We start from the raw sequence: 24165 nt of genomic DNA, 5'->3' as shown, positions 1-24165 counted from the left end.
CGAGACTCTGCACTGAAATCAATGCGGCGTGCCTTAGAAACGGCCTGAGAAAGGTCACGCCGCTGACGCTGATTTACGACGCTTTACGGCAGTCTACGCGGACGGACGGCTCAATCCTAACGCAGGTCACTGGCCCCAGGTGAAATGAGCGCAGAAAAGTGACCGAGACTCCTGCCAGCCATGATTTTTTACGGTGGTGATCCTATGATCAAAACGGTCCGCCGAACCCCCTCTGCCATTCAGCTAGCTTCCCGAGCGCCTTCCGGTAGGTGGCGTCATCTCGGACGTACAAGAGTGGCGTTGTCCGCTCTAAGTCGTCATCCCGGCCGTTAAGGAAAGCATCGACATGCTTCGCTGACAAAGACTGCTTGGTATCGGCAGTGATTTTCTCCTGATATCGCTTGCGCTTGACATCGGCGGAGAGCGCGCCTCGAGCCTTGGTCAATCCCGACTCGCTATCCTCCGCCGCTTCCAACGGCGACATGCCGCTCAGATCGTCGCGTTTCGCGTTCAGAAAGGCCCCAAGATTGGGGCCGCTCAGTTCCGTTTCAGCGTCAACGCATAGCCGGTCCCGACGCGATTGCCTAAGTCGGTTGGCTTCCTGAATCTGTTTCTGCCGTAGCCCTTCGGCCTGCTTTGATCTCTGAGCCTTGCAGCGCTCGATTGCGCCTCGAATAGGCAAACCCAACGCAGCATGTGGGATCGCGCCGCTCTTTCCGAACATCGCGACAACGGCTTCTATTTCGGCGGCGATCTTCGGCGCTTCGACATCAGACTCGATCGCGGCCCGATATGTCATGTTCGTCTCTCTGTGGATAGAATTCAGCCACGACTCGCCCGTCATGTCCCCTCGCTCTTCGGCCGGAAGCTCGGCTAAGATCCAATCGACTGCTTGCACTGCGGCATGCACGACAGCGGTTCTCTGTGTCTCTGCCAGCGTGCGCGCGGTCCACTTGTCCGCAAGGGACCTCTCCAGCGTCACTCCGTAGCCTTGCTGAACCAGAACGCCCTTTCCGAGCAGGTTTTGCAAATAGTTGTCGATCGCCTTCCAAGCGGGCGCGAAGCGAGGTTCGGCGACAGCGACACCGTACGCTACTTCGGTAGTAACACGCTGAAATTGCGGGCGTATCAGCGCGCTCTTTTCCAAATGCTTGGCGATCGGCACTGCCTTGGTAGCTGCGCTACCAAGGCAGTGGTCGTGAAAGACTTCCGCTAAGATTGTCGCCTGCCATACCGCAGGCGGGACAGTGAAACACGCATAGCCGGCGACCTCGATACCAACATGTTCGGCGAGTCCGATTGCTTTGAGTTCTGCATCACGCGGAACAGCAATCTTCTTTCCGGCCAGTTGTTTCAGCCCATCGACATAGGCGCGCGCCAATTCATTTGCCCGCTTCTCATGCCTGGCCTGATAGTCGGCGAACCGCTTTTCCTGTGCAGCCTGCCATATCTCTTCGTCGGCGCGGGTCTTCGCCAACGCTTTGTCGATATCGGGATGATAGAGCCAACACCGTGGCGCGGATCGAAGCACCGCATCCGCGATCTGTTCACGTGTCGAGTCTCGGGGCAACTTTGACAGGTCGATCTCGACAGCCATGACGCCGTGTTCCCGAAGGCGTTGAATCTTTGTTTCGTCGCTCGCATGGGTGACCGCGACTTCAACAAAGAGGTCATACCCTAGCGCCCGAACATAGAGGTCCGGGATAACCGTCTTCGGGTCAGTGAACTCGATTCGAAGGAATTGCGTCGTGACCTGCTGACCCGGCTTCGTCACGACGCTGCCCTTATTGAGCCCAAGGCGTTTCGGCAGGAGTAGCGACGGGTCTGCTCGAAACACCTCCTTGGCAAGGAGATGTAGAACGGTTTCAGGACCGCCCCCGCACGCGTCGCCACCGTCGTGCCCGAAGTGCGGCACGTTCTCATCACCCTTGCGAGCCACCAACCGACCGCCGCAGGCAGGGCAATTGCATCCGCAAGCAATGCCGCGCTGAACCTCGCTGATATGCGCCAACGTGCGGTCCGGCCTCAGCCCATAGACAAGCTGTGCACGATCGGTGCCGAAAGATATTCTCGCATTTTCGTGGTCGTCCACCTCGCCTCCGGTTTGCCCCGTTGAAGAGCCGGGATGCTCGGCAATGCCGCCTGACGAACACCGAGCCTATTCCTGTTCTCGGTTCGCCTCCAAAAGGAATTCTGTCGCCACAGCGGCAATTTTGCTAGCGGCCTGCCATGCGTTGAAATGTTCGCTGTGTAGAACTTGCTTCAGTCAGCTCGCCGCATCTGCCGCAGGCGCCAAAATGCAGGCTCCGATGCGATGTCGGGATCGGCTGCGAGCAACCGTTCGATGACCTCGTCGATATCGCGAGGCGGCGGCGCAGAACGATCAAGAATGGAACTGATCAGCAGCAGTGAGGCGCGCGGCTGCTGCGCCAGGAGATCCTCCTCATCCTCAAGCCCAAACCCATAGCGCAAGTCGTATCGCTGGATCGGGCAGACCAGGTCAAGAATTGTGGGAACCGCGCGTTCGAAGGCCTCACCGGCCAGCGCGGGCAGGTGCGCAAGGTTTTCCGATACCTCGGATGTCCGGGCTGATACGTCGTTCGGCCAATAATCGCGCAAGAAGGGCACAATGGACGCGTCCCAAAAGGCCGCTTTCGCATCCGCGTCTTTCTTGTCGCGGAGCAGTGAGCCAAGCTCCCACGCTATGCGAGAGAGCACGTTATTGGGCATGCGGGTCAGCGTCTGCCGGCACTCCAACCCGGTCAAATTGAAGCCGCCTTGTCCTTCGATGATCGCGAAGGCAGCGCCGATCAACGCGCCAGAGAGATGCTCTTGGATCGCTTCGTCGGTGCGCTCATGCTCGAGCGCGTGGAAGATCGCCGGCTTCAGGAGATTAAACAACTCGGCATATCCCGGCGCGACCGAGCGCGCGACGACGCTCATCAGATCGATCGCATCGTCGTTCTGCTCAAGTAGGCCTGGTAGCAGGTTGGCGTCCACCCAAGCTGGTGCAATCGTGTGAAGGAACGCCAGTTGCTGCAAGAGGGCACCGCGTGCGATCAGTCCAGCCCGCCCCGCTAGCTTTGCCAACATGTCGAAACGCCCCGCAAGCGGCAGGGCAATGCCGCTGCCAGGTGCGAGTTGCATCTTGTCGAGCATGCTGACGAGGCTGTCGGCGATGATACCTAGCGGATGTGAGAACACCAACTCGGATAGGGGGGAGTCGCGCTCGTCCTGTTCGTGAGCGGCGACGGGTGCCAACTGGTCCCATAGCGCAAGGATCTGTGGGAAGAGGGGATTGTCAATCGCATAGGCGTGGCGCTCGACGATACGGGCAAGTTGGTGTGTGACGGGAGCAAGGGCGTCGCCCGGCAGTTGCGCGAGGACTTGCAAGACATTGTTTAAGGGCGGGCATGTCTCTGGCGCATGCTCGGCCTCGGGGGAAGCGTAGAGGCTCAGGAAGGGCTGCCAGCGATGCGACGGAAACTGCCCTTTAGCCTGCGCATCCCGTAGCGCCGCAAAGGCTCGGACGGGCTCGTTTCGGGCGAATACGCTCCACAAGTCGGCTTGTTCAATGCGATTGTTGGTCTCGAAAGCTTCAGCGCTCTCGAGCAGTTGGGAATCGCTGACTTCATCGAGTACTCGAATGTCGGCCGAATAGCCCGATCCTGACCAACTCGGATTATATAGGTGGGCGTAGATCGGCATTTGGCGGGGTAAGTCGGGAAAGGCACGATAGTAGCCATTCAGCCGCCGGCTCGCCTCGCGAGACAGTCGGCCGCCCGCTGTCCTGATACGAACGAGCTCGCGCGTGGTGTAGAGCGCCCGCGCATGATCTCGGTTTCCTCGCGTCGCGATGCGATGGATGACTTCGGGGAGCATGCCGGCCAAAATCGCACGCTCGATCGCATGTCGTGTCTCAGGCGCGAGGTGATTCCAGCGTTTGCAATAGAAGCGCACGAGCTCCGGGCTATTGTCGGACTGCCAATATCGCGTTCGGTTCGTGTCGAGCAGATAGCGTTCAACTAGGGTTGCCGAAGCGTTGTCGCCTTCGGTCGCAGCCCAAGCTGCGAGCCGCTTGAAGATCAGTGGGTCGCGTTCGATCCAGACCGTCGCAATCCGGCTCGCGCGTCGTGCGTCGCGGCCAGCCAGCCGTCGCCATAGACCAGTCATCATGCGAACGAGCGGTGCGAAGTGGTCGTTATGGGCGTCAGGCTCGTTAAGCCGCCAACTACTCTTGTGTCGATCATTTGGGTCGACGAGCCCTTCGTCGGCCTCGGGCGCATGAACCAGTGCAAGGTCGAAAGACATCAGGTCGCCATCCGCCTGAACCAGCCCGACGTCGCTCCCGATCTCTATGGCTTCACACAGGCTGCGATCGAGCGCTAGGAGCAAGCGTTCTTCGGCACGAACGTCTGTGGGCCAGCGATCGAGGTGGCGACGCCAATCGCGGTCGCTAGCCCGAAAGCTGAACTGGGCCATGTCGTGAACATTGGTGGGCTCGGCTTCGGGTTCATCCGTCTCGGGCCAACGAAACTTACGCTCGACCCGCAACCGAGGTTCGATCAGGCCCGCAAGCTCTTGAATGCGATTAGTGGTGACCGCCGTGCCCTCACGCATCCTGCCGTATGGACTGGGGGCAATTCGCAGATTGGCTTGGACGTAAAGCAGCCAGAAACGCTGATAGGGTTCGGGCAAGGGATGCTGTTGGGAGCGTAGCAAAATGTCGACCGCGCGGGCGATCCGTGGCTTGATGGCCTCGCCGGTGGCAGCTGCGTAACGCGCTGCAGCCGCCGATTGCAGTCGGTCTCGGAACCAAGCAATGAACGTCCAACCTTCATCGGCATCGGGCGGCAAGATTTCCTCGATCCACGCGGGATCACTACTGTGCACCGCGGCAACCGTCACGCTGGAAACTTCCTTGGTTAGATAGGCGAAGGTCGCCCTATCCTCCGCCGTCGCGTCCTTCCGGCTGGCAGCGGCGATACGTGCAAGCTGCCTCGCAGACCACTCCAGGGGTTCGCGGGCCAGCTGCGCCCAAGCGTCCAGCGTACGATACAAGGCACCATGGTCATGATTGGGCGCGTGATAGACCAGAGGCTGAACCCCCTTTCCGCGCCATGCCTCGCGCAAGCTCCCCGCATCGTTGGCCGTGTCGCCCACGAGCGCAAACGCTGGCTTCAGGTCCGGGAAGTTGAGACGCCCTTCCTCAGTCGCCTCAAGCATATAGCGCATCGGCGGGTCGTCTGCGGAGTAGCCCACAAGCACGAGCGTGTATCGTCGCAGGAGATCGTACACGAAGCGCGAGGCCCAGCCGCTGCGCATGTAGGCTTCGCCGAAGTTTGCCGAGGTCAACACGAGATCGGTTTCGCTAAGACCATAGCGACGGTCGCCCAGCCGGCCGTGGAGATGGAGCACGCCCGTGAAGTCGTGTGAGCCAACTGTCGGCATACCCTGTCCCGCAGTGCTGGTCAGATGCTGGCCGGTGCGTCGCCGCCATGCTCGTTCGAAGAGCGTGTCGAAATTTGTGGTAATGATCCGCGGTCGACCATCGGTTGCGCGGGAGAGATCGAGCAAGTCGGTATGTGCGGCGACGCGAGCTCTCGGACCCGGCTGAACTAAGATTGCGACGGCTTCTCGAACCCTGTTGTGCGGCTGTCGCCAATCGGCGCCGCGATACACCAAACGTTGTTCTAGAAGCCCGATCAGCCGATCGTATTGCCCGTCCCGGCGTGCCTCCAACTCCGCCCGGCTAGCAAGACTGCCCGGAGCGCCAGGAATCGCTTGCCCGAGGCGGGCATAGACGAGATCGGCGAGCTCGCCAAAAAGTGGAAGCCCGGCAGCCTTTGAAACCCCGGCGCCGACGATAAATAGCAAGTTTCCTGCTCGCTGCGCACGCAGCAGGGAAATAGGAATGTCCGGCCCGCTATGGTCGAACTGCATCGCGGCATAATAGGTTTATCTGCTCCATCGTGAGTGAATCCTTTCCGCGTACAGAGGTGTCGACCATGTTCATTGTTGAGCTGGCGACACTCCTCAAACACAAAGGATTGAACATTTGACCGCGACCTCAAGCAAGGCCCTCGAGGGGTTTACGCAACGGAATTTCAGGGTTTGCGTCGTCCACGCCTTCGATATGTGTTTCTCACAGATGAGGCGAGGCGACGCATCGAGTCGCCGTCGTGATGGTCCAGACCATCCTGTAATAGAAACCCGCCTGGTAGGCGGGTCGGATGGGGACACATTGCTTTCTGCCAGCTGCTGCCGTTTTGGGACAGCCTGAGCTGGTCGGCACGCTTTCCATGAAGATCGTTGCGTCATCGGGCTATTCTATTGCCTTGCGGCGCGAGGGACAAAAGGAACCATGACGCGGTCTGCTTCCGGCCCAGTTGCTGCCGGGCCGCAGTGCACCTTGTGTCGGTCATGCCGGCCGGCTCTATAGGTGACTAAAGGCGAACGTGAGCGACTCTAGCCAGTCAGATCTCGGCTCCAGAATGAAGCGCATCGAGCATCGAAAGCCTGACTGAGCGGACACGGTCGGCGACGGCGTCGTAACCTGCCAGGGGCACGATCTGGTCGCGAGCGAACATCCCCAGCGCGTCGAGGACCTTCGCCCGCTCTTTCTCGCCAAGGGTGCCAGTCGCGGCAAGATAGCGGGGGATACTGGCCAGGATGCTGGGATGGGCTTTTGGGTCAACCATTCGCCCCAACAGCTCTGCAACCTCCGGGTCGCGACGCAGTCGGCGCTCGATTCCGAGATTGCTGATCTTCTGGGCATCAAACTGAATCCGGCGGGAGCGCGTCACCAACGTCTCGACGAGTTGCGCAAATTCCGTCGCGCTGGCAAAGGACGCTGCGATATGGACGATGGTCGCCCATTGCCCGAGCTCCCGCTGGGGCACACGGATCTCAGGCAACGCGGCAAGCGCGGGGTCGCCCGGCGAATGGAGCGCAAGAGCCAGGACGGAGGCGCTGCTGTGGCTGTGCCGCATCCGCTCCACCAGTTGGTCGCGGACCGCCGCGTCGCCGCCGAACTGCTCGGCGAGGATGAGCGCGATCTCTGCTTTGACCGTCATGTAATCGTTGCGGCCATGTTCCAGGTCCAGCGCTTCAAGGCACCGGGTGAGCAGCAAGGGGCTGGCTGGCCTCAGCATCGCAAGAGTGCGGAGCGCAGTCGGATTCCTAGCCATCGTGCCGGCCTCTGCCGATGCCAGGAACTCAGAGGATGCGGCCTCAGACAAGGCGGCTCCGTAAGCCAGGGTGTGCTTTACGCCGTTTTCGCTGAAGGTCTTAAGCCGCTCTTCGAGCGTGTCGCCGAAAGCGGCTCGGAAGGACTGCCATTGCTCGCTCACGAGGCGCACCATGCTGGGGAGCGGATGCAGTGCCGTTGTGAAGACAATATTGGCCAATCGACCCTGCTCTTCCAGGCCCGCAACGCGGGTTAGCTCGCCAATGATCGTGGCGCCCGCCAACGCGGCGGCGCGAAGTGGTTCCAAGTCGGAACCATAGGTCAGCAATTCGGCCTCTAGTTTCGGAATGGCATCGGCCTGACGACCCCCCGCCACCAACGCGCGATGGTATGCGATGGACAGGCGCACCATCAGCTCGGGGTCACTTTCAAGCTCATAGTGCTGGAGTGTCGAGCCCAACGACGTTCCAACGCCGCCTGCGACTGCGGTTTCGGCGATCACTGTCCGCAGCTCGAGCGGGAGTGGAGCAGCCGCTCGAAGTAGCGCCTCGCGTACCTCAGGCTCGTCACCGAAGCCGGTTGCGAGCACCACCCAGGGCTGCTCTGGTGCCTTCAAGGACGTGCCGGCCAACGCCCGGACATCCGAGTGGGTGTTGAAACTCCGCCCCAGCACTGCCATCGGCGAATAAACGCTGCGCTGGCTGGGCTGGAGCAACGCCTGAACCGCCGCGTCGTCACTTCCATCGCAACCACAGGCCTCGAGGCCGACGGCGAGCAGGTCGCGTCTGACCAGTGGATCCCGGCTAAGGTCGAGCAGGCGCTGCCGACAGGCCCGGCGGTCTGGATCTATGTCCGGTAAGACGGCGGCGAGGTTGATCAGCCGTTCGGCCGGCCAACTCAAGATCTCATCAAACAGGCCCGCCACGGCCGGGTCGTCCCTCCCCCAGGCGGTGACCAGCGCCTTTGCCGCCCAGTGCTTCTGGAAATCCTCCTTGCCGCGCACGACGTCAATCAAGATGTCGCGAATCCGACTGCCCGGACCGACTGCACGAATCCGACGATCTCGCGGAGATGCATCATGCGTAGCTCAGGCTGGTTCCATGACGCGATCGCTGGCTCGAGGAGGCGCGGGTCGTCTTTGGCGAAGAGGCCGACCCGGGTCCAGACATTGTCCAGTCCGATTATGTTGATCGAGCGCGGTTTTTCCAACTCCCGCTGAAGCCACTGCCTGACCTTGTGCTGGTCGGTCGAGCAATGCAGCAGGTAGGCTTTGGCGTCGGTAAACTCCCACACAGACCGGTACTGGCGCTGCTCCAGCATGTCCACGGCGCCAGTGATGAGCGTTTCGTCATCCTTCCAATATTTGATCAGCAAGTGCAGTGCTAGCGGCCGGTCAGCGTAGTCGAGGCCCGACCAGAAGCCGCACAGCTCCAGCACTTCGTCGCGCGTTTCCGCTGGTGTTTCGCCGCGCGCTGCAAGGCCGGCAATGCCGACCAGCCGCAGGGGAGCGGAGATCGACGATCGCGCATCGCGCAACAGGGCTTCGAGGCGGGGATGTTCCGGCCACCCCAGGAGTAGGCTTTCAAGCATCGTCGCAGGGCCCGGCATCGCCATGCGCCTGGTACAACGCAACCCACTTGCGAACAGTGGCCGCATCAACGCCATGCATCGACGCCGCACTCGCGTAGCTCTCATCCCCGCCTAAATAGCTATCGACAACCGAGCGCTTGAAACTCTCGCCGTGTCTGGACATGCAAAACCCCCGAAGGTTGTGTCCAACTTTCGGGGGTCAGTTCACTTAGACCGGGACGGTTCTTGGTCGGGAAGAAGATCGGATTGAAAGGGAACCTTCCTTCATCTTTGTATCACGGTCAGTCTGCTCGAGATTGATCGCTGCAAACCGGGAGCAGGCCAGATCGACAACCGTTGCAACAGATCCTTCAAGGAAATTCATAGACTCTTAGCAACTCCGGCTCGCTGTGAATGGTAGGCTTATTGCAACGTCTGAGATCAGTGGTCAAACCGTGGCGCCGCTTGTCCTCCGACTCGCCGAACTGCTTGCAAATTTCGGCTAAAGGCAATGGCAAGAAGAGCGCCCATTAGTTTGTTCGACACAGCGATTTCGGCGGTCGGTCACGGCCACCAAGATTTGTCTGGTCGTTGGACAACCTTCGAAAGCTGCAACTTCTGTGGAGAACGGGAAATGAGAAATTCGGTAGAACTTGGGCCTGACCCATGATGGCACTGGTCAGTCGCCTGCGCATGGCAGCCCATTCTGATCGCCTTCGAATCCTGGGCCTTTGTGCGCATGCGGACCTAACTGTCTGCGAGCTAGCGGAGATTCTGGGCGTGTGTCGAGAGCGGGTTGCGCGACACGTCCGGCTACTCGCCAGAGCCGACTTGCTTTGCTGCAACGAACAGCCTCCGTGGCGCTCGTACCATCTCAAAGCAGAATCCAACGACGGCGGGCTGGTTCGATTATTGGTCGATCTCCTGCCCCATCGCGACGGCTATCATAAACAGGACCTGCAAAGGCTTGAAGCGGTACGAAACACGCGGCCGAAGGGTACCGCATGCCTGATAGTGAAGTAGGTCAATCCAATTGGAGTGCGAAGCTACCATGGACAACTCCGCCGACGACGCGATCGCACAGCCCGACACCTATGGGCGGTCTTCCTTGGCCGCGGTTGATTGCCGCGTTCACGAGCTGCTTCTGAGACAGGAGCAGCAGGAGCGGACGACCCTCAAGCTCATCGCCTCAGAGAACTTTGCGTCCTCGGCCGTGCTGGAAGCGAACGGCTCAATTTTCACGAACAAGTACGCCGAGGGGTACCCCGGCGCGCGCTACTACGCTGGAAACGAGATCGTTGATGAGCTTGAGGATCTGGCCATTGGGCGCCTGAAAACGCTATTTGGCAGCGAGCATGCCAACGTCCAGCCTTATTCCGGCTCGCCGGCCAACCAGGCTGTCTATCGTGCGCTTTTGAGTCCCGGTGACAAAGTCATGGGCTTGCCCCTTCCGGAAGGGGGCCATCTGACTCATGGTTGGGCCATCAACTTTTCCGGAACTGACTATCAACGCGTGCCCTATGGACTAGATGAAAAGACACAGCAGATTGACTATGACCGCTTGCGCGAGACAGCCAAGCGGGAACGGCCGCGGCTCATTTGGGTCGGCGGAACCGCTTACCCGCGTGTCTTTGACTACGCGGCAATGGCAGAAATTGCCCTGGAAGCGAACTCCTATCTCGTAGCCGACATTGCGCACATCAGCGGCCTGATTGCCGCGGGAGCGCACCCGAATCCCGTGGGCCATTGCGACGTGGTCAGCAGCACGTCCCACAAGTCGATCCGCGGTCCCCGCGGTGGCTTCATTTTGTCAAGGAACGAAGATCGCTATCAGGCCCTGTATCATACAAAGAGCAAATACAATCTCGCCAGACGAATAGACCGGGCGGTCTTCCCTCACCTGCAAGGCGGACCTCACATGAATGCCATCGCTGCGCTAGCGGTTGCCTTGCACGAAGCCGCGAACCCGTCCTTCCGAGGCTACGGCCAACAGACGGTCAAGAATGCCAAGGCTCTGGCACATGCACTGCTTGAGCGAGGTTATGACCTGGTTACCGGGGGGACGGACAATCACATGCTGATCCTTGATCTTCGCGATCGGCCACTATCGGGCAAGGCCTATGCCGAGCGACTAGCAAAGGCAGGAATCATCACAAACTTTAATATGGTGCCTGGCGACCCGCGGCATCCGGCGGTCACAAGCGGAATTCGCCTGGGGGCGCCAGCAGTGACGTCAATGGGCATGCGCGATGTGGAAATGGTGCAAATTGCTGGCTTCATTGACTCCGTCCTCCAGCGGCCAGACGACGAAGATCTCCATGCCTGCGTGCGAAGAGACGTTGCCGACTTGTGCGCTGCGTTCGAGGTCCCGGGCATCTCCGACAAGTAAGGTGGGCCAAGCAAAATGCCCATACCACATCCAACATCCGAAGCGAGGTATTCATGGCTAGGCAGTTCGTGTTCTCTTCCGAATCGGTTGGCGCGGGGCACCCGGATAAGTTGGCCGACAACATCTCGGATGCCATCCTCGATGCCATCCTCCGCACAGATCCCAAGGCGCGCGTCGCCTGTGAAGCGTTGGTAAAATCAGGGATAGTCGTTCTGGCTGGCGAGATCACCAGCGATGCCCAGGTGGATTACAGCCAAGTTGCGCGCGATACGATTCTCGACATTGGGTACGACGACGAGGCCGTCGGCTTTGACGGCCGGCGTTGCTCCGTCGTTCATGCCCTCACCGAGCAGTCGCCCGACATCAGCCAAGGCGTTGACGAGGGAAGAGGGCAAGACCTCCAGCAGGGAGCGGGAGATCAGGGCCTCATGTTCGGCTACGCATGCCGCGAAACCGATACCCTGATGCCTTTGCCGATCCAGCTCGCTCATCGCTTGACGAAACGGCAGGCGTATGTCCGGAAGGCACAACAGCTTGGCTGGTTGCGTCCTGACATGAAATCCCAAGTCTCAGTGCGCTATGAGGGGTTGCGCCCGGTCGCCCTGGATACCATCGTCGTGTCGACGCAACATAACGAGCAGGTCTCGCAAGAGACTGTCCGCGAGGGCGTCATTGAGGAAATCATAAAGCCTGTCCTGCCGACCCACCTGGAGACGGAAGGCATCAGAATTCTGGTCAACCCGACGGGGCGGTTCGTAGTCGGCGGGCCGCGCGGCGACTGCGGTCTCACTGGACGCAAGATCATCGTCGATTCCTATGGCGGGATGGGTCGTCATGGCGGCGGCGCCTTCTCGGGCAAGGACCCGTCCAAGGTTGACCGCTCGGCTGCCTATGCAGCCCGCTATGTCGCAAAGAACATCGTCGCTAGCGGACTTGCGGACGTGTGCGAGGTGCAGCTTGCTTACGCAATCGGCGTGGCCAGTCCGGTTTCCGTCATGGTCAACACGTTCGGGACAGCCAGGGTTGAGGAAAGCAGGATCGAGCGCCTCATTCTTGAGTTGTTCGATCTCAGACCGAAAGGCATTATCAAGATGCTTGATCTCTTACGCCCTATATACCGCAATACAGCGACGTATGGCCATTTCGGACGTGAAGAGCCTGATTTCACCTGGGAGAAGACAGACAGGGCGGACGAATTGCGTCGCGAGGCAGGACTCGCCGCCCCGTGAAGCCGCCGGCGAACGGATTGGCAAGCGGAAAGCCCATTTCCACCGGGCAGACTCGCGCCTGGCAGGGTGGCGAGAAGCCGGCTCGGGTTTTTGGCGGAGACATTGATGCCGGATTATGACGTGCTTTGCATCGGCAATGCCATTGTCGACATCATCGCCCAGTGCGACGACGCTTTTCTCGAGACCAACGGCATCATCAAGGGTGCGATGAACCTCATCGATACCAAGCGCGCCGAGCTGCTCTACAGCCGCATGGGGCCGGCGATCGAGGCCTCCGGCGGCAGCGCCGGCAATACGGCGGCGGGCATTGCCAGCTTCGGCGGCCGCGCCGCCTTCTTCGGCAAGGTGTCGAACGATCCGCTCGGCGAAATCTACGCGCATGACATCCATGCCCAGGGCGTCGCCTTCGACACCAGGCCGCTCGAGGGCCAGCCGCCGACGGCGCGCTCGATGATCTTCGTCACCCCGGACGGCGAGCGCTCGATGAACACCTATCTCGGCGCCTGCGTCGAACTCGGGCCGGAAGATGTCGAGGCCGACAAGGCGTCCGGCGCCAAGGTGACCTATTTCGAGGGCTATCTGTGGGATCCGCCGCGCGCCAAGGAGGCGATCCGGCAGACGGCGAAACTGGCGCATGCCGCCGGCCGCGAAGTGTCGATGACGTTGTCGGATTCGTTCTGCGTCGACCGCTACCGGGACGAGTTCCTCGAGCTGATGCGCTCGGGCACTGTCGACATCGTCTTTGCCAACAGCCACGAGATCAAGTCGCTCTACCAGACAAAATCCTTCGACGAGGCGCTGGCTCAGATCCGCAAGGACTGCAAGATTGCCGCCGTCACCCGTTCCGAAAAAGGCTCGGTGATCGTGCGCGGCGACGAGACCGTGGTCATCGAGGCGACCGCCATCAAGGAGTTGGTCGACACCACCGGCGCCGGCGACCTCTACGCCGCCGGTTTCCTCTACGGCTACACCTCGGGGCGCAGCCTGAAGGATTGCGGCGACCTTGGCTCGCTGGCGGCCGGCCTGGTGATCCAGCAGATCGGCCCAAGGCCAAGGCAGAATTTGCGCCGCGAGGCGGAAGGGGCTGGGTTGCTGTAGATGCGCGGGCAACTAACCAGCCGCCCTACTGACGCGATGACCGCAGTGGCGGAACTGTGTCAAAGCTCGCTGATAGCGACAGCCATTCGCTTCGGAGAACTGACCATGCTGCTGCCGTGAAGCTCGCTGGAGGAGCGGTGCAAGGCGTGCTTGCCATGACGGCATTCACCGTCATCCAGATCGTCACCAGCATTTTCCAGAAGCTCAGCTTGGGGAAGGCCAGTAAGGTTCCTGAGGTAACGGAGAACTCGCGGCGTCCGTCGGACTTGACTTGCGATCACGTCCCACGATGCCGAATGCGGGCAACTAACCAGCCGCCCTACTGACGCGATCATCGCAGTGGCGGAACTGTGTCAAAGCTCGCTGGGATCTTCTGCATTCTAACGACGTTGTCACGCGCTTGAAGTCTCGTCCGAGATCCTTCATGGGCGACCTGCGAGGGATGTCGCAGCCCGACAGGAATCCATTAGTTGGACAATGCTGGCAGCGCAGCAGCGCCGCCAAGGGCGACTGGCTATTTCACCAATGTTAGACAAACGTAAAAGCGCGATCGCATAACGACATAAACATTTCGTTATGCGTCATTGACAAGAGAGCGGATTGTTGTGATTGTCTGCGTGTCGTGGTTCTTCGCGTGCGGCGCTGCCGCAGCGAAGCTAAGAGGGAAGCCGGTGCGATGCCGGCGCTGCCCCCGCAACTGTTAGCGGCGAGTCAACCCACTCATGTCACTGAGGCGAATACCCTCGGGAAGATGGGTAGAGGCTATGACCCCGCGAGCCAGGAGACCTGCCACGACGAATTACGTCCACGGGCGGGGTGTCTCGGTGGCCGCTGCAACCGGCGTGCCGGCCTGCTAGCGCCTTCCTTGTCACCGACGCCCCCAACCATCGGGGTATGACATGACTGTCTCTCAGCAAATTCCTGTAGCAACGCTCGGCGTGCCGCGCTTCGGTCGTCGGCGAGAACTGAAATTCGCCCTTGAAAGCTACTGGTCCGGAAAATCGTCCGCTGGCGACCTTCTTGGGACGTCGAAGGCACTCCGTGCCGCTAGCTGGGAGGAGCAGCGCGATCGCGGCGTGTCAAAAATCCCCTCGAACGACTTCTCGCTTTACGACCATGTGCTCGACACCGCAGCCACGGTCGGCGCCATTCCATCCCGGTACGGTTGGAATAGCGGCGAGGTCCCACTTGACATCTACTTCGCAATGGCGCGCGGCAACCAGGGTCAGACGGAGGATTGTGGACACGCTGGTCACCAGGAGGCGGCTCATGGACCTGGTGTAGCCGCGATGGAAATGACCAAGTGGTTTGACACCAACTACCACTACATTGTGCCGGAGCTCCATGATGATCAGACGTTCGCCCTCTCGTCAACGAAGCCGGTCGATTACTTCCTCGAGGCTAAAGCTCTCGGCATTCACACACGCCCAGTCATCCTTGGACCCATCACCTTCCTCAAGCTGGCGAAATCGCCTGCCGAAGGGTTCGGTCCCATCGCGCTCCTACCGCAGCTGCTGCCCGTTTACGAGCAGCTCCTGCAGAGGCTGAAGCTGTCGGGAGCCGACTGGGTCCAGATCGATGAGCCAGCGCTTGTCCTCGATCTGAACCCGAACGAACGAGCTGCGTTCGAATTCGCCTATGGCCAGCTGTCGAAAGCCGCGCCCGAGCTGAAGATCATGCTGGCTACGTATTTCGGGTCGCTGGGAGACAATCTCGAAACCGCGGTTTCTCTGCCCCTGGCCGGCCTGCATATTGATCTCGTGCGCGCTCCCGAGCAGCTGGAAACGGTGGGTCGGCTCGCTCCGAAGGATCTGGTGCTCTCGCTCGGCTTGATCGATGGCCGCAACGTCTGGCGTGCGAACCTGCCCGCCATTCTCGACCGCATCAAACCGATCGTCGCCGGCTGGCCCTTGGACCGCGTCGAAATCGCGCCTTCTTGCTCGATGCTGCATGTGCCGATTGACCTGCGCATGGAGACGGAACTCGAGGCCGACATCAGGTCGTGGCTCGCCTTCGCGGCCCAGAAGACCGACGAGCTGGTCTTGCTGGCCCGGGCCCTGTCCCAAGGCAGGGATGCGGTGGCAGGCGCGTTGAAAGCGACTGCCGAGGCTGCCGCCACTCGCTTGACGTCCACGAAGATCCATGATCCGCTTGTTGAGGGGCGGATCGCCAGCATTGACCATAGCATGAAACGACGGGAGAGCGCTTTTGGCGAGCGCTCCAGAGTCCAGGCCGGCACGCTCGGGCTGCCGCCGTTCCCGACGACGACAATCGGGTCCTTCCCGCAGACGCCGCAGGTACGCCGCGCGCGGTCCGCTCATGCGAAGGGCCAGCTCAGTTATGTCGACTACGAGATTTTCCTGAAGAAGGAGATCGAGTCAGCAATTCGTTGGCAGGAAGAGATCGGGCTGGACGTGCTGGTGCACGGTGAGTTCGAACGAAACGATATGGTACAGCATTTCGGCGAGCAGCTGTCCGGCTTCGCCTTCACTCAGCATGCCTGGGTGCAAAGCTATGGGTCGCGCTACGTGCGTCCCCCCATCATCTTCGGGGACGTATCGAGGCGCAATCCGATGACGGTGCGCTGGTGGCAATTCGCCCAGTCGCTTACGGAAAAGCCCGTGAAGGGAATGCTCACAGGCCCAGTCACCATTCTCAACTGGTCCTTTGTTCGCGACGACGTACCCCGCTCCGAAGCCTGCCGCCAGATCGCGCTCGCCATCCGCGACGAAGTGACGGATCTCGAAAGGTCCGGCGCAAGGATGATCCAGATCGATGAGGCCGCGTTTCGCGAAGGATTGCCACTGCGCCAATCTGACTGGAAAGCCTATCTCGACTGGGCTGTCGAATGCTTCCGGATCGCTTCAACGGGTGTAAAGGACGCGACTCAAATCCATACCCACATGTGTTATTCGGAGTTCAACGAGATCATCGACGCGATCGCTGGAATGGATGCGGATGTCATTTCGATTGAGACGTCGCGCTCGAAGATGGAACTGCTGGACGCCTTCACGAGCTCCAAATATCCGAACGAGATCGGTCCCGGCGTCTATGACATTCACTCACCACGTGTGCCGGAGGTCTGCGAGATTTCGGACCTAATCATGCTTGCCCGCGAGCGACTGTCCGACGGCCAACTGTGGGTAAACCCGGACTGTGGCCTCAAAACACGCAAATGGGAGGAGGTCCGCCCTGCCCTCATGAACATGGTCGCTGCAGCGCGCGCGCTCCGGGAGAAAGTGGCCTGAGGCTTCTCCTTCCTCACCGTGTGGTGAGCTACCGGCTGGCTCCTGTCGGCCGTGAACATGCCAAACCGGCACACTCTTGGAAATGAGCCACTCGGCGCAAATGTGCAATTTCCCTACGGACGTGTCTTAATCCCGCAGAAATATAAATGTGGCACTACGCTATAATATCGGTTCCTTGGGGACATACAGGCCCCGCGCCTCGAACAAATCGGACACGCGTCGTTTCTCAAAGTAGACTGCTTGGCGCGTTCGCTCAGGCAGCGACAATATATGGTGCTGCGTCTGTCCGCCCCCAGTTGATCGCGCAGACTACGGGCGAGGTGGCAGGGTTCGGGTATCGCTAGCGTCCCGCCAATTCGGAGATGGACGTCGCAATTCGTGCCGCCAAGTAAAAATCGCCAATCATTTTCGATTGCGAGTCCGCAGCCAGTTGGCCCTTATTTTCCTGAGATCTGCGTTACAGGCCGGGGCGTTGTCGCCGTTTCTGAGGGTAAGATGGGATAGGCGACGTCAGGTGCCTCTCCGGTCAGCGAGTTGAGGAAGGCAACAAGCAGGTCAACTTCTTCGTCCGCCAGTACTACGCCGAGCTGGGTGGTCCCCATAATGGCGACGGCCTGTTTCAGATCCCAAACCTTGCCCGAATGAAAGTATGGCGCGGTGAGTGCAACGTTGCGCAGCGGCGCCACGCGGAAGACATAGGAATCGTCGGCTGCATTGGTGACCTCAAATCGGCCCTTGTCTTTGTCCGGCAGGACTTCGGCGCTGGGCCGTTCCACGAGGCCGAATGGGTAATAGGCTTGCCCACCAACGTTGATGCCGGCATGGCAGGACGAGCAGCCTTTGTCCATGAAAAGCACCAGGCCCTGTTTCTGTTCGGAAGTCATGGCAACCTCATCACCATTCAGGAAGCTGTCGAACGGGGCAGGTGTGACCAGTGTCGCCTCGAAGGCTTCGATCGCCTTGGCGAAGTTGTCGAAGGTGACCCGATCGGCTTCAGCCGGAAAGGCTGCATCGAACCACTCGACATATTGCGGCATGGACTTGAGAGTGGCGATGAGTTGGCCCGGTGTATTGGCCATTTCGATCCCGGCTTGGACCGGTCCCTTCGCCTGAGCCTTCAGGTCTTCGGCACGACCATCCCAGAACTGGGCGATGTTGAAGACAGCGTTCAGTACAGTCGGCGCGTTGCGCTGTCCCTTCTGCCAACCATGGCCAATCGAGGTTTCGTGATTGTCGTCGCCGCCGGTGGCCAGGTTGTGGCATGAATTGCACGACAAGACGCCTGACGCCGAGACGCGTGGATCGAAGAACAGTGCCTTGCCGAGAGCGATCTTTTCCGGGGTGATCGGGTTGTTGGCGACTGTCGGCGTGGTGGATGGCAAAGCCGTGAAGGTGGCCAATGCCGTATCTCTGAGGTCGGTGGGGATCGAATCCGCAGCAAAGGCGGTGGGTGCCAGCAAGGTGACAGCCATCGTACTGAATAGGATTTTCATAATTGGTCTTCCTGCGTCGTCCACGCAGCCATTATGCGATCTGCGGCTCATGAACGCCCTGAGCTAGATCAGCTTGAGGGAGAGGACGGGGTCTCACACCTGTTTTCGCAGCTGAGCTGGGACCCTCTTGGAAGGATCGCTCTTCTCGATTGGACTTCAGGGAGGAGGGGTATCCCTGGTCGGCAACCGGTTGTATGCATCAAAGCACGCCCTGAGGGCGGCTTCGTAGATTCGGTCACTGCGATCTTCCAGCCAAGGCTGAGAAAGTCGACAGCATCCGCAAGACTGGCAATCTCTTGCACGATGTGCGCTGCACGCCTTGCGAAAAGTGAGCTTCTGAAACGTCAGGGTTCATTCGTTCCTCCTGACCTGCTGATTACGCAATCGGCCTTGTCGACCCGCCGACTGCACATTGTGATGTCACCAGCGATGGCGGTTTCAACACCTAAGCAGCGACGGTCTATACGACAGTATGGATCTCGTATCGGAATAGGCGTTCCGCCTTTGTGGACCGTCACACCGGCATATAGCTCCGCTTCTACGAACATCCCATCACGCCAGGAAAGACATGGCCAACACGCGCAGTATCGCCAATCTAGCCCTTTGTGTCGACGGCGCCGCGCTTGAGCAGGTCCACCCGCTGTAACTGCCTCACCTTGATCCACAGATCCTAGGCGCCGACCACGTTGGTCGTCATCATTTGACGGGCGGGGGGCATTGGCCCATAAGCGAGCCAACGCAAACTGTGCGGTTGCCAATGCGTACTGAAGTGAATTGCAATGATCTTCGGTTTGCGAAACACGCACTTCCGACGCAGCTTGCGTTGACAGAGGCGGTTTTAGGCGCAATAGCACTTCCGCTGGCCTATTTAGTGGAGTTCCATTGTGGTTCGGCCAAGGGCGCGGGGCGCCGGACCGGCCCCTTGTAAACCTAATCAAAGAGAGAGAGACCCTGCATGGAAGAAATCTTACCGCGCATCGCCACTGGTGCCGGCATCGGCCCGGCTCTCGCAGAGAAGGCCGTTGGGTTAATGCTGGGTTTCCTGCGGAGCCACGCGGCCGACGGTCCCGGCGCGCGCATGATCGAGGCCATTCCGGGAGCTTCGGAATTAGTAGCGAAGTATCATGGCGACGACCCAGAGGGTGGCGGCCTTATGGGGCTCGGGCAGCAATTGATGGGTGAGGGTCTCAGCATGGCAAAGATCGCCGCCCTCGCCAACGAGACGATCGCCTGCGCCAAGGAACATGCCGGCGACGAACTCGTGGACGAGGTCCTCAATTCCGTTCCTGGCCTTCCCCAGTTCGTCTGATCAGCGGCAGCCGGGGGCGCATGACCTTGTGCGCCCGTGCCGGCCCGTCTGCGCAGCAGGCATTCTCTGCCGAGCGCTCCGCACCGATCTCGCCAGACCACCAACCGCCGGGCACGCGAAGCGAGCGTTGGATTAATTCATTCGTCTGTTGCAAAATCAACTTCAGGCGATTCGATGTGTATAATTTCTGGCGGTAAGGGTTTATCCTGAACGCTTTCGATGAAGCCCGCGAGATAAGCAAACGTATTGTATTTCTCGAGGACTAGCCGCTTCGCCTCTCTTATTGCGCCGCGACGTTCCTTCCAGAGGTCTGAGTTGATGATTTCTTGAATTTTTTGGGTTACGTTCTTGTCCTCTGGGTCAATCAGAACCATAGAGTCCGAAGGGAAGAACCTCGTGATTGCTGGGCTGCCGTAATAGATCGGCATTGTTTCAGCAACGAAGCAGTCCATAAGCTTCTCTGTAAAATAGTAGTCAGCACGAGTATTCTCGAACGCTATACTGTAACGGTAAGGTGCGAGTGCGTTCCATTTATCTCCAATCAGCCGAAAACCTCGGCCGAACAGGTCAAAATCGAGCTCCTTTCTCAGCCGTTCCAGAAACGCCAGCCGATATCGATGTCCTTTTAGCAGGGCGATGTTACTGGTAATCCATGAGAGCCGAAGCGGCTTATCCACGACTTCGCTGACCAGAAGTTGGTCATATGTCTTGTTTACAGACCAAGACCGAGTGATAGGTGGAGACAAAACGAATCGGCGCGCTGCATTCTGCCGAGCAGCCAGCTCTTCGTCAGACGTCAGGACGATAGTATTCTTCCCCTGCCCTTCATGAAATGCACGATGAGCTTTCGTCGGCGGTTCGCCGATTGCAAAGATTGTCCTGTTTGGGCTCGCCTCGATATCAACAGGGAGCCCAAAAAGAGAAGCAGAGTTAAAGACAATATGCCAATCGGGCACGAAGGATGTAGTGCGTACAAAAGCGACGTTGTTCCAGATTCCACTGCCCTTTGGAGTGAGATGGTGGATTGCATCATCCAAAACGCCCCAAGAATCTAGACATGTAGCAACAATGGGCGCCGGGCGTTCCGTCAACAATTTGGCCGACAAAGCAGTTCCACTCCCTTCAGTCGTGAAGGTACTCAATCGCCATTCAGGATTGCGGTAACATCGGGCAGCATAAACCTTCCGGGACCTGCTGTCGAGGCAATTGTCGCTTTGCACTTGACCAGGTTCTTCCTCGCTTCGTGTGGTGATCAGGCCGGCTGAGTGGCAGCATGCGTGCCTAAGGAGTTCGCAGCCGGCGCTGCCTAATGGTACGTTTGATCGTCTTCAGGCGGTTGATCAGCCCTTCCGCCTCGGCCGCTCTCCACGGCAGTTCAATGGCATCGCGAACGGAGTCAACGTCACACGGCGTAGGACCAGACCGAAACGCGTGTTGGCGATGAGCCGGGTGACGCCAAGTCGATCGAAGTGCCGAGCTTGCCCAACTCACAGGCCCCGCAAAATGCCGCGGAAGGGCATGGCAAGCCTGCGCATAGTGGCAAACTCATGTCATCCCTGCTTCAGGACGTCGACCTTTCTGGCCTGGTTGATCGTCAGCACATCACGAGGCTTCATGCAGAGGGCCTCGGCGACTACCGGCGAGATCACACGGCCGGTCGCGGCATTCTGTATGAGGACGCGTCGCTGGCTGGTTGATGCATATCATTGATGCAGGCGGCTCACTGTCCTTGCCCGGCCTCTCGGCGCGGCGCCAACTTGCGAGAAGCCGCTCCAGATTCGAGAAGCTGCCGGTCGCCGCGCTGTTTGATATCCTGGACAGGTGTCATCCGCAGCCATTGCCGCCTCTCCAGGACCGGCTAAGAAACGCCTCGAAATACATTGATGTCCTAGGTTTATCAGCGGCGGTTCCCAGCCCCTTTGCAAGAGCGGCTCACCGGCGATGAACTTACATCACTTTGGCCATTGCCAATGAACGTTTGTTCCATCGTCCCTGACGCCCACCATCAAGCGACCACTATCGCTCGATTTCACAGTCCAAAGAAGCAAAGCGAGACAAAAACAGCGCGCTTAGCCTCGAGGCTACTAGCGACTTCGGCGCTAAGTTAGAGCGGCACGCGCCACGCACCTCGGCAGGGTCGCCAACAACGAGTGGCTCAGCGGTCACGCCGCGAAATATGGCGCATCGATGTCGCTTCTGGACGAGCATTGGCAATAACGCAGTCAGAGACATTGTTGCTTTCAGCGGCAACCGGCCCTATGAAGCGACGCTTCGCTGACTATGTTTCACCCCTGGAGAGTTTCATGACAGAAGAAGCCGGAAAAAACGTCGACACCCTCATTGAGCTTGCCGCCGACGTCGTGTCGGCCTACGTGTCCAACAATCCGATCCCGGTGGGGGATCTCCCTGCCCTCATCGGCCAAGTGCATGCGGCTCTGAGAGCGACGGCCGGAGGTATCTCTGCACAAGAGCCGGTTGCCCTTACGCCTGCAGTCCCGATCAGGAAGTCGGTGACACCGGACTACATCATCTCCCTTGAAGACGGGAAGAAATTCAAATCTTTAAAGCGCCATCTGTCGACCCACTATGGGCTGACGCCGGGTGAATATCGGGCCAAATGGGGCCTGCCGGTGGATTATCCCATGGTGGCGCCGAACTACGCCGCGAAGCGTTCGTCACTGGCGAAAACGATGGGGCTCGGCCGCAAACCGAAAGCGCCGAAAGAGCCGGAAGCGCCGGTGCCGACGAAGCGAACTCGCAAGAAGGTCGCGGCTTGATTGCGGCAATTGAAATTCCTTCTGCAGCGTTGCAGCCGTCGGCTTAATCTGGGCGTCGCATAAAAAAGGCGGGGCCAACCCCGCCTTCCTTTCCAACAACTTGTTTCATGAGGAATTCGCGACCCATGCAGCAATCTGCTGCCCTCACTTTTGCTCGTCCCTATCGAGCGGCAGTGAGCACTTCCGTGCCTACACGCCCACTCTTGCGACTTCGCAGGAGAAAATTTCAACCAGCTTTGCTCAGGCTGCCAGCTGAGGACTTGCCAGTGCGGCGGTCCTGCTCGATCTCATAGTTGATCTTCTGGCCGTCAGCGAGGGTCGAGAGGCCCGCGCGTTCGACAGCGGAAATGTGGACGAAAACATCCGGACCGCCATTGTCGGGCTGGATAAATCCAAACCCTTTGGTGCTGTTGAACCACTTTACCGTTCCAGTCGGCATATAATTATTCCTCTTTTACAATTGCAACGTGGGGCAGGCCATTGGGCCTGTCCGAGTCATAGCCGAGACTTGGGCGCAGCAAAAAGCGAAAAATTGTTAAGCCCCAATCAGCTGGCGCACTCCATTGTTGGCGTAGCCGCCAGCAAGCACTGTCCACACTACCGCTCAGAGGCCGGAAGCGCTCGATCTTCCAACGCTCCTCAGCGCCCAGGTCTATAGCTCGTGCTTTGGCACGAGACGTAAGGCCGACTGCTGCTCGTGCCGTCAGGTAAAAGGCCGGGTAGTTCACGGAGCTGCCTTCGTGCATAACGGCTTGGAAGCGCTTTAAGGAGTTTCGAGTTGGACTGTTTCAAGAGGGTCGAGGGGTTGATCGATGCGACCAGCGTGGAAGCGATCGATAGCGCGCGCGTTTTGCTGGACCAGTTCAAGGGCAAGTCAGAAACAATCGCCCAAGCGATTGACGACTTCCTGCTTGATTTCATGACCTTGCTGTTTGTGGTAGAAGCCACCCCCGAGCAGTTCCACAATCCGGCGAGGCGGTTAGCGCGCATCAGGTTGAGCAAGGTAAGGCTGTTACTCACGCGATGCTCTTGACCTAAGCGACCACTCGCCAGGGTGCATTTGCAGCCGAGCGCACCAGGCGGTATTTTATGCACATGAAATCAATCGCGACCGCTAAATTCTGCTGTTTGGTTCCCATGGACGACGGCAAGCGCGGACAGCTTCCGTGCTGCTGTCCTGCAGCGGCAAATGTGCTGCATGCCCCCATCCAAGGCGAGCTCGACGTTTGTTTCTTACGTTGACCAAGGTCCCGCGAAAACACTCCCCTTTCCGCAGCAACTCATCACGGTTCAACCGCCTCGCGGCAGGCCATCACGCCAGAAGACAGCAACGGCATCGTTTTTCCCGCCCAGTCCTACGACCTCGTTTTCCAGCGCCTCGCGAATGTCGCCACCCGCCGTTTTTTTTCAGGTCCGTCTTCGCGCGCGAGCTGGGTCCGCGCCCACTTAGCTACGCTGCTCACGCCTCTACCCTTCAGCACCGCCCGGTCTGACTGTCGAGGACATCGGTCCGCTGGAGCGACAACATTTCAATTCTGACCGTCGGTGCAGCGGCCTTCGAAGCGCATCCCGTCCCCCTTCCCCAGCAGCGCGCCCAATCGTCTTCCAATGAAGAAGATATTCTCAGCCGTGCTCGCGTCGCCTTCAGCCCTGTTCGATGGCCCACAATGTCGGATGCACAACATGTCAGACTGACTTGTCCACATGCCTCGAATGTTTTCTGAGGTTGTGTGCGTCAAGTTCTGCAAAATGGGGCGGCCATGATGCTGGTCATGCGGCTGGCGCAGAGCGAGCTTCTTGTGCTCGCGCAGGTCGTCCATGTTGATGTATCGGTTGGCCTCCATCCAGTTTTCATTGGTCTCGA

The 24165-nt window shown here is 59.4% G+C and carries 16 protein-coding genes and 1 riboswitch; of the genes, 7 read left to right on the top strand and 9 right to left on the bottom strand.

Features of this window, described 5'->3' with window-relative positions; all coding sequences use genetic code 11:
• Positions 1–208 precede the first annotated feature (208 nt).
• From NKJ80_RS30040 to NKJ80_RS30020, 5 genes are all read right to left on the bottom strand, one after another.
• Entirely contained in the window at positions 209–2092 is a 1884-nt protein-coding gene (locus NKJ80_RS30040) for a competence protein CoiA family protein (RefSeq protein WP_352498880.1), read from the bottom strand.
• A gap of 170 nt (positions 2093–2262) precedes the next feature.
• Positions 2263–5943: an SIR2 family protein gene (locus tag NKJ80_RS30035; RefSeq protein WP_352498879.1), complete on the bottom strand. Its 3681-nt coding sequence runs from the start codon at positions 5941–5943 to the stop codon at positions 2263–2265.
• Positions 5944–6476: 533 nt separating this feature from the next.
• Positions 6477–8204, bottom strand: a complete 1728-nt coding sequence (locus NKJ80_RS30030; protein WP_352498878.1) for a hypothetical protein — start codon at positions 8202–8204, stop codon at positions 6477–6479.
• Positions 8201–8803 carry a hypothetical protein gene (locus NKJ80_RS30025; protein WP_352498898.1) on the bottom strand — a complete coding sequence of 201 codons (603 nt, stop codon included), beginning with the start codon at positions 8801–8803 and terminating at the stop codon, positions 8201–8203. The genes NKJ80_RS30030 and NKJ80_RS30025 overlap by 4 nt, the downstream gene beginning before the upstream one ends.
• On the bottom strand, positions 8772–8942 hold the full coding sequence (locus NKJ80_RS30020; protein WP_084565917.1) for a helix-turn-helix domain-containing protein: 171 nt from the start codon (positions 8940–8942) through the stop codon (positions 8772–8774). The genes NKJ80_RS30025 and NKJ80_RS30020 overlap by 32 nt, the downstream gene beginning before the upstream one ends.
• Before the next feature lie 867 nt (positions 8943–9809).
• Between NKJ80_RS30020 and glyA the strand changes: the two genes are divergently transcribed.
• The 4 genes from glyA (at position 9810) to metE (ending at position 16722) form a co-directional block, all read left to right on the top strand.
• Positions 9810–11147: a serine hydroxymethyltransferase gene (gene glyA / locus NKJ80_RS30010; protein ID WP_352498877.1), complete on the top strand. Its 1338-nt coding sequence runs from the start codon at positions 9810–9812 to the stop codon at positions 11145–11147.
• A 53-nt stretch (positions 11148–11200) separates the two neighbouring features.
• Complete coding sequence (gene metK / locus NKJ80_RS30005; RefSeq protein ID WP_352498876.1) at positions 11201–12376, top strand: methionine adenosyltransferase; 1176 nt, start codon at positions 11201–11203, stop codon at positions 12374–12376.
• Positions 12377–12481: 105 nt separating this feature from the next.
• Positions 12482–13474 (top strand): adenosine kinase, encoded by a 993-nt coding sequence (locus NKJ80_RS30000; protein ID WP_352498875.1) that lies wholly within the window; start codon positions 12482–12484, stop codon positions 13472–13474.
• A gap of 606 nt (positions 13475–14080) precedes the next feature.
• Positions 14081–14282, top strand: a riboswitch (cobalamin riboswitch).
• A 91-nt stretch (positions 14283–14373) separates the two neighbouring features.
• Complete coding sequence (gene metE, locus NKJ80_RS29995; protein WP_352498874.1) at positions 14374–16722, top strand: 5-methyltetrahydropteroyltriglutamate--homocysteine S-methyltransferase; 2349 nt, start codon at positions 14374–14376, stop codon at positions 16720–16722.
• A 437-nt stretch (positions 16723–17159) separates the two neighbouring features.
• Here metE and NKJ80_RS29990 read toward each other — a convergent pair whose 3' ends face one another.
• Positions 17160–18215: a cytochrome-c peroxidase gene (locus NKJ80_RS29990; protein WP_023685632.1), complete on the bottom strand. Its 1056-nt coding sequence runs from the start codon at positions 18213–18215 to the stop codon at positions 17160–17162.
• 955 nt (positions 18216–19170) lie between these two features.
• Between NKJ80_RS29990 and NKJ80_RS29985 the strand changes: the two genes are divergently transcribed.
• Entirely contained in the window at positions 19171–19524 is a 354-nt protein-coding gene (locus NKJ80_RS29985; protein WP_023690586.1) for a hypothetical protein, read from the top strand.
• A gap of 137 nt (positions 19525–19661) precedes the next feature.
• Here NKJ80_RS29985 and NKJ80_RS29980 read toward each other — a convergent pair whose 3' ends face one another.
• Positions 19662–20666: a glycosyltransferase family 10 domain-containing protein gene (locus NKJ80_RS29980; RefSeq protein ID WP_196815046.1), complete on the bottom strand. Its 1005-nt coding sequence runs from the start codon at positions 20664–20666 to the stop codon at positions 19662–19664.
• Between the two features lie 1161 nt (positions 20667–21827).
• Here NKJ80_RS29980 and NKJ80_RS29975 point away from each other — a divergent pair.
• On the top strand, positions 21828–22301 hold the full coding sequence (locus tag NKJ80_RS29975) for a Ros/MucR family transcriptional regulator (protein ID WP_023702968.1): 474 nt from the start codon (positions 21828–21830) through the stop codon (positions 22299–22301).
• Positions 22302–22527: 226 nt separating this feature from the next.
• On the opposite strand, the gene NKJ80_RS29970 is transcribed toward NKJ80_RS29975, so the two are convergent.
• Positions 22528–22740, bottom strand: coding sequence for a cold-shock protein (locus NKJ80_RS29970; protein WP_023679670.1), 213 nt, complete (start codon positions 22738–22740; stop codon positions 22528–22530).
• Positions 22741–23079: 339 nt separating this feature from the next.
• Here NKJ80_RS29970 and NKJ80_RS29965 point away from each other — a divergent pair, with 339 nt between their 5' ends.
• Entirely contained in the window at positions 23080–23334 is a 255-nt protein-coding gene (locus NKJ80_RS29965) for a hypothetical protein (RefSeq protein WP_023707826.1), read from the top strand.
• Positions 23335–23830: 496 nt separating this feature from the next.
• Here the strand turns inward: NKJ80_RS29965 and NKJ80_RS29960 are convergent.
• Positions 23831–24165, bottom strand: a 335-nt coding sequence (locus NKJ80_RS29960) for a hypothetical protein (protein WP_352498897.1), incomplete at its 5' end; no start/stop codon positions are given.

The organism is Mesorhizobium sp. M0030 (genome assembly GCF_040323695.1).
Classification (GTDB): domain Bacteria; phylum Pseudomonadota; class Alphaproteobacteria; order Rhizobiales; family Rhizobiaceae; genus Mesorhizobium.
Note: the sequence above shows the minus strand (reverse complement) of the source record. Positions and strands in the feature narration are given on the sequence as shown.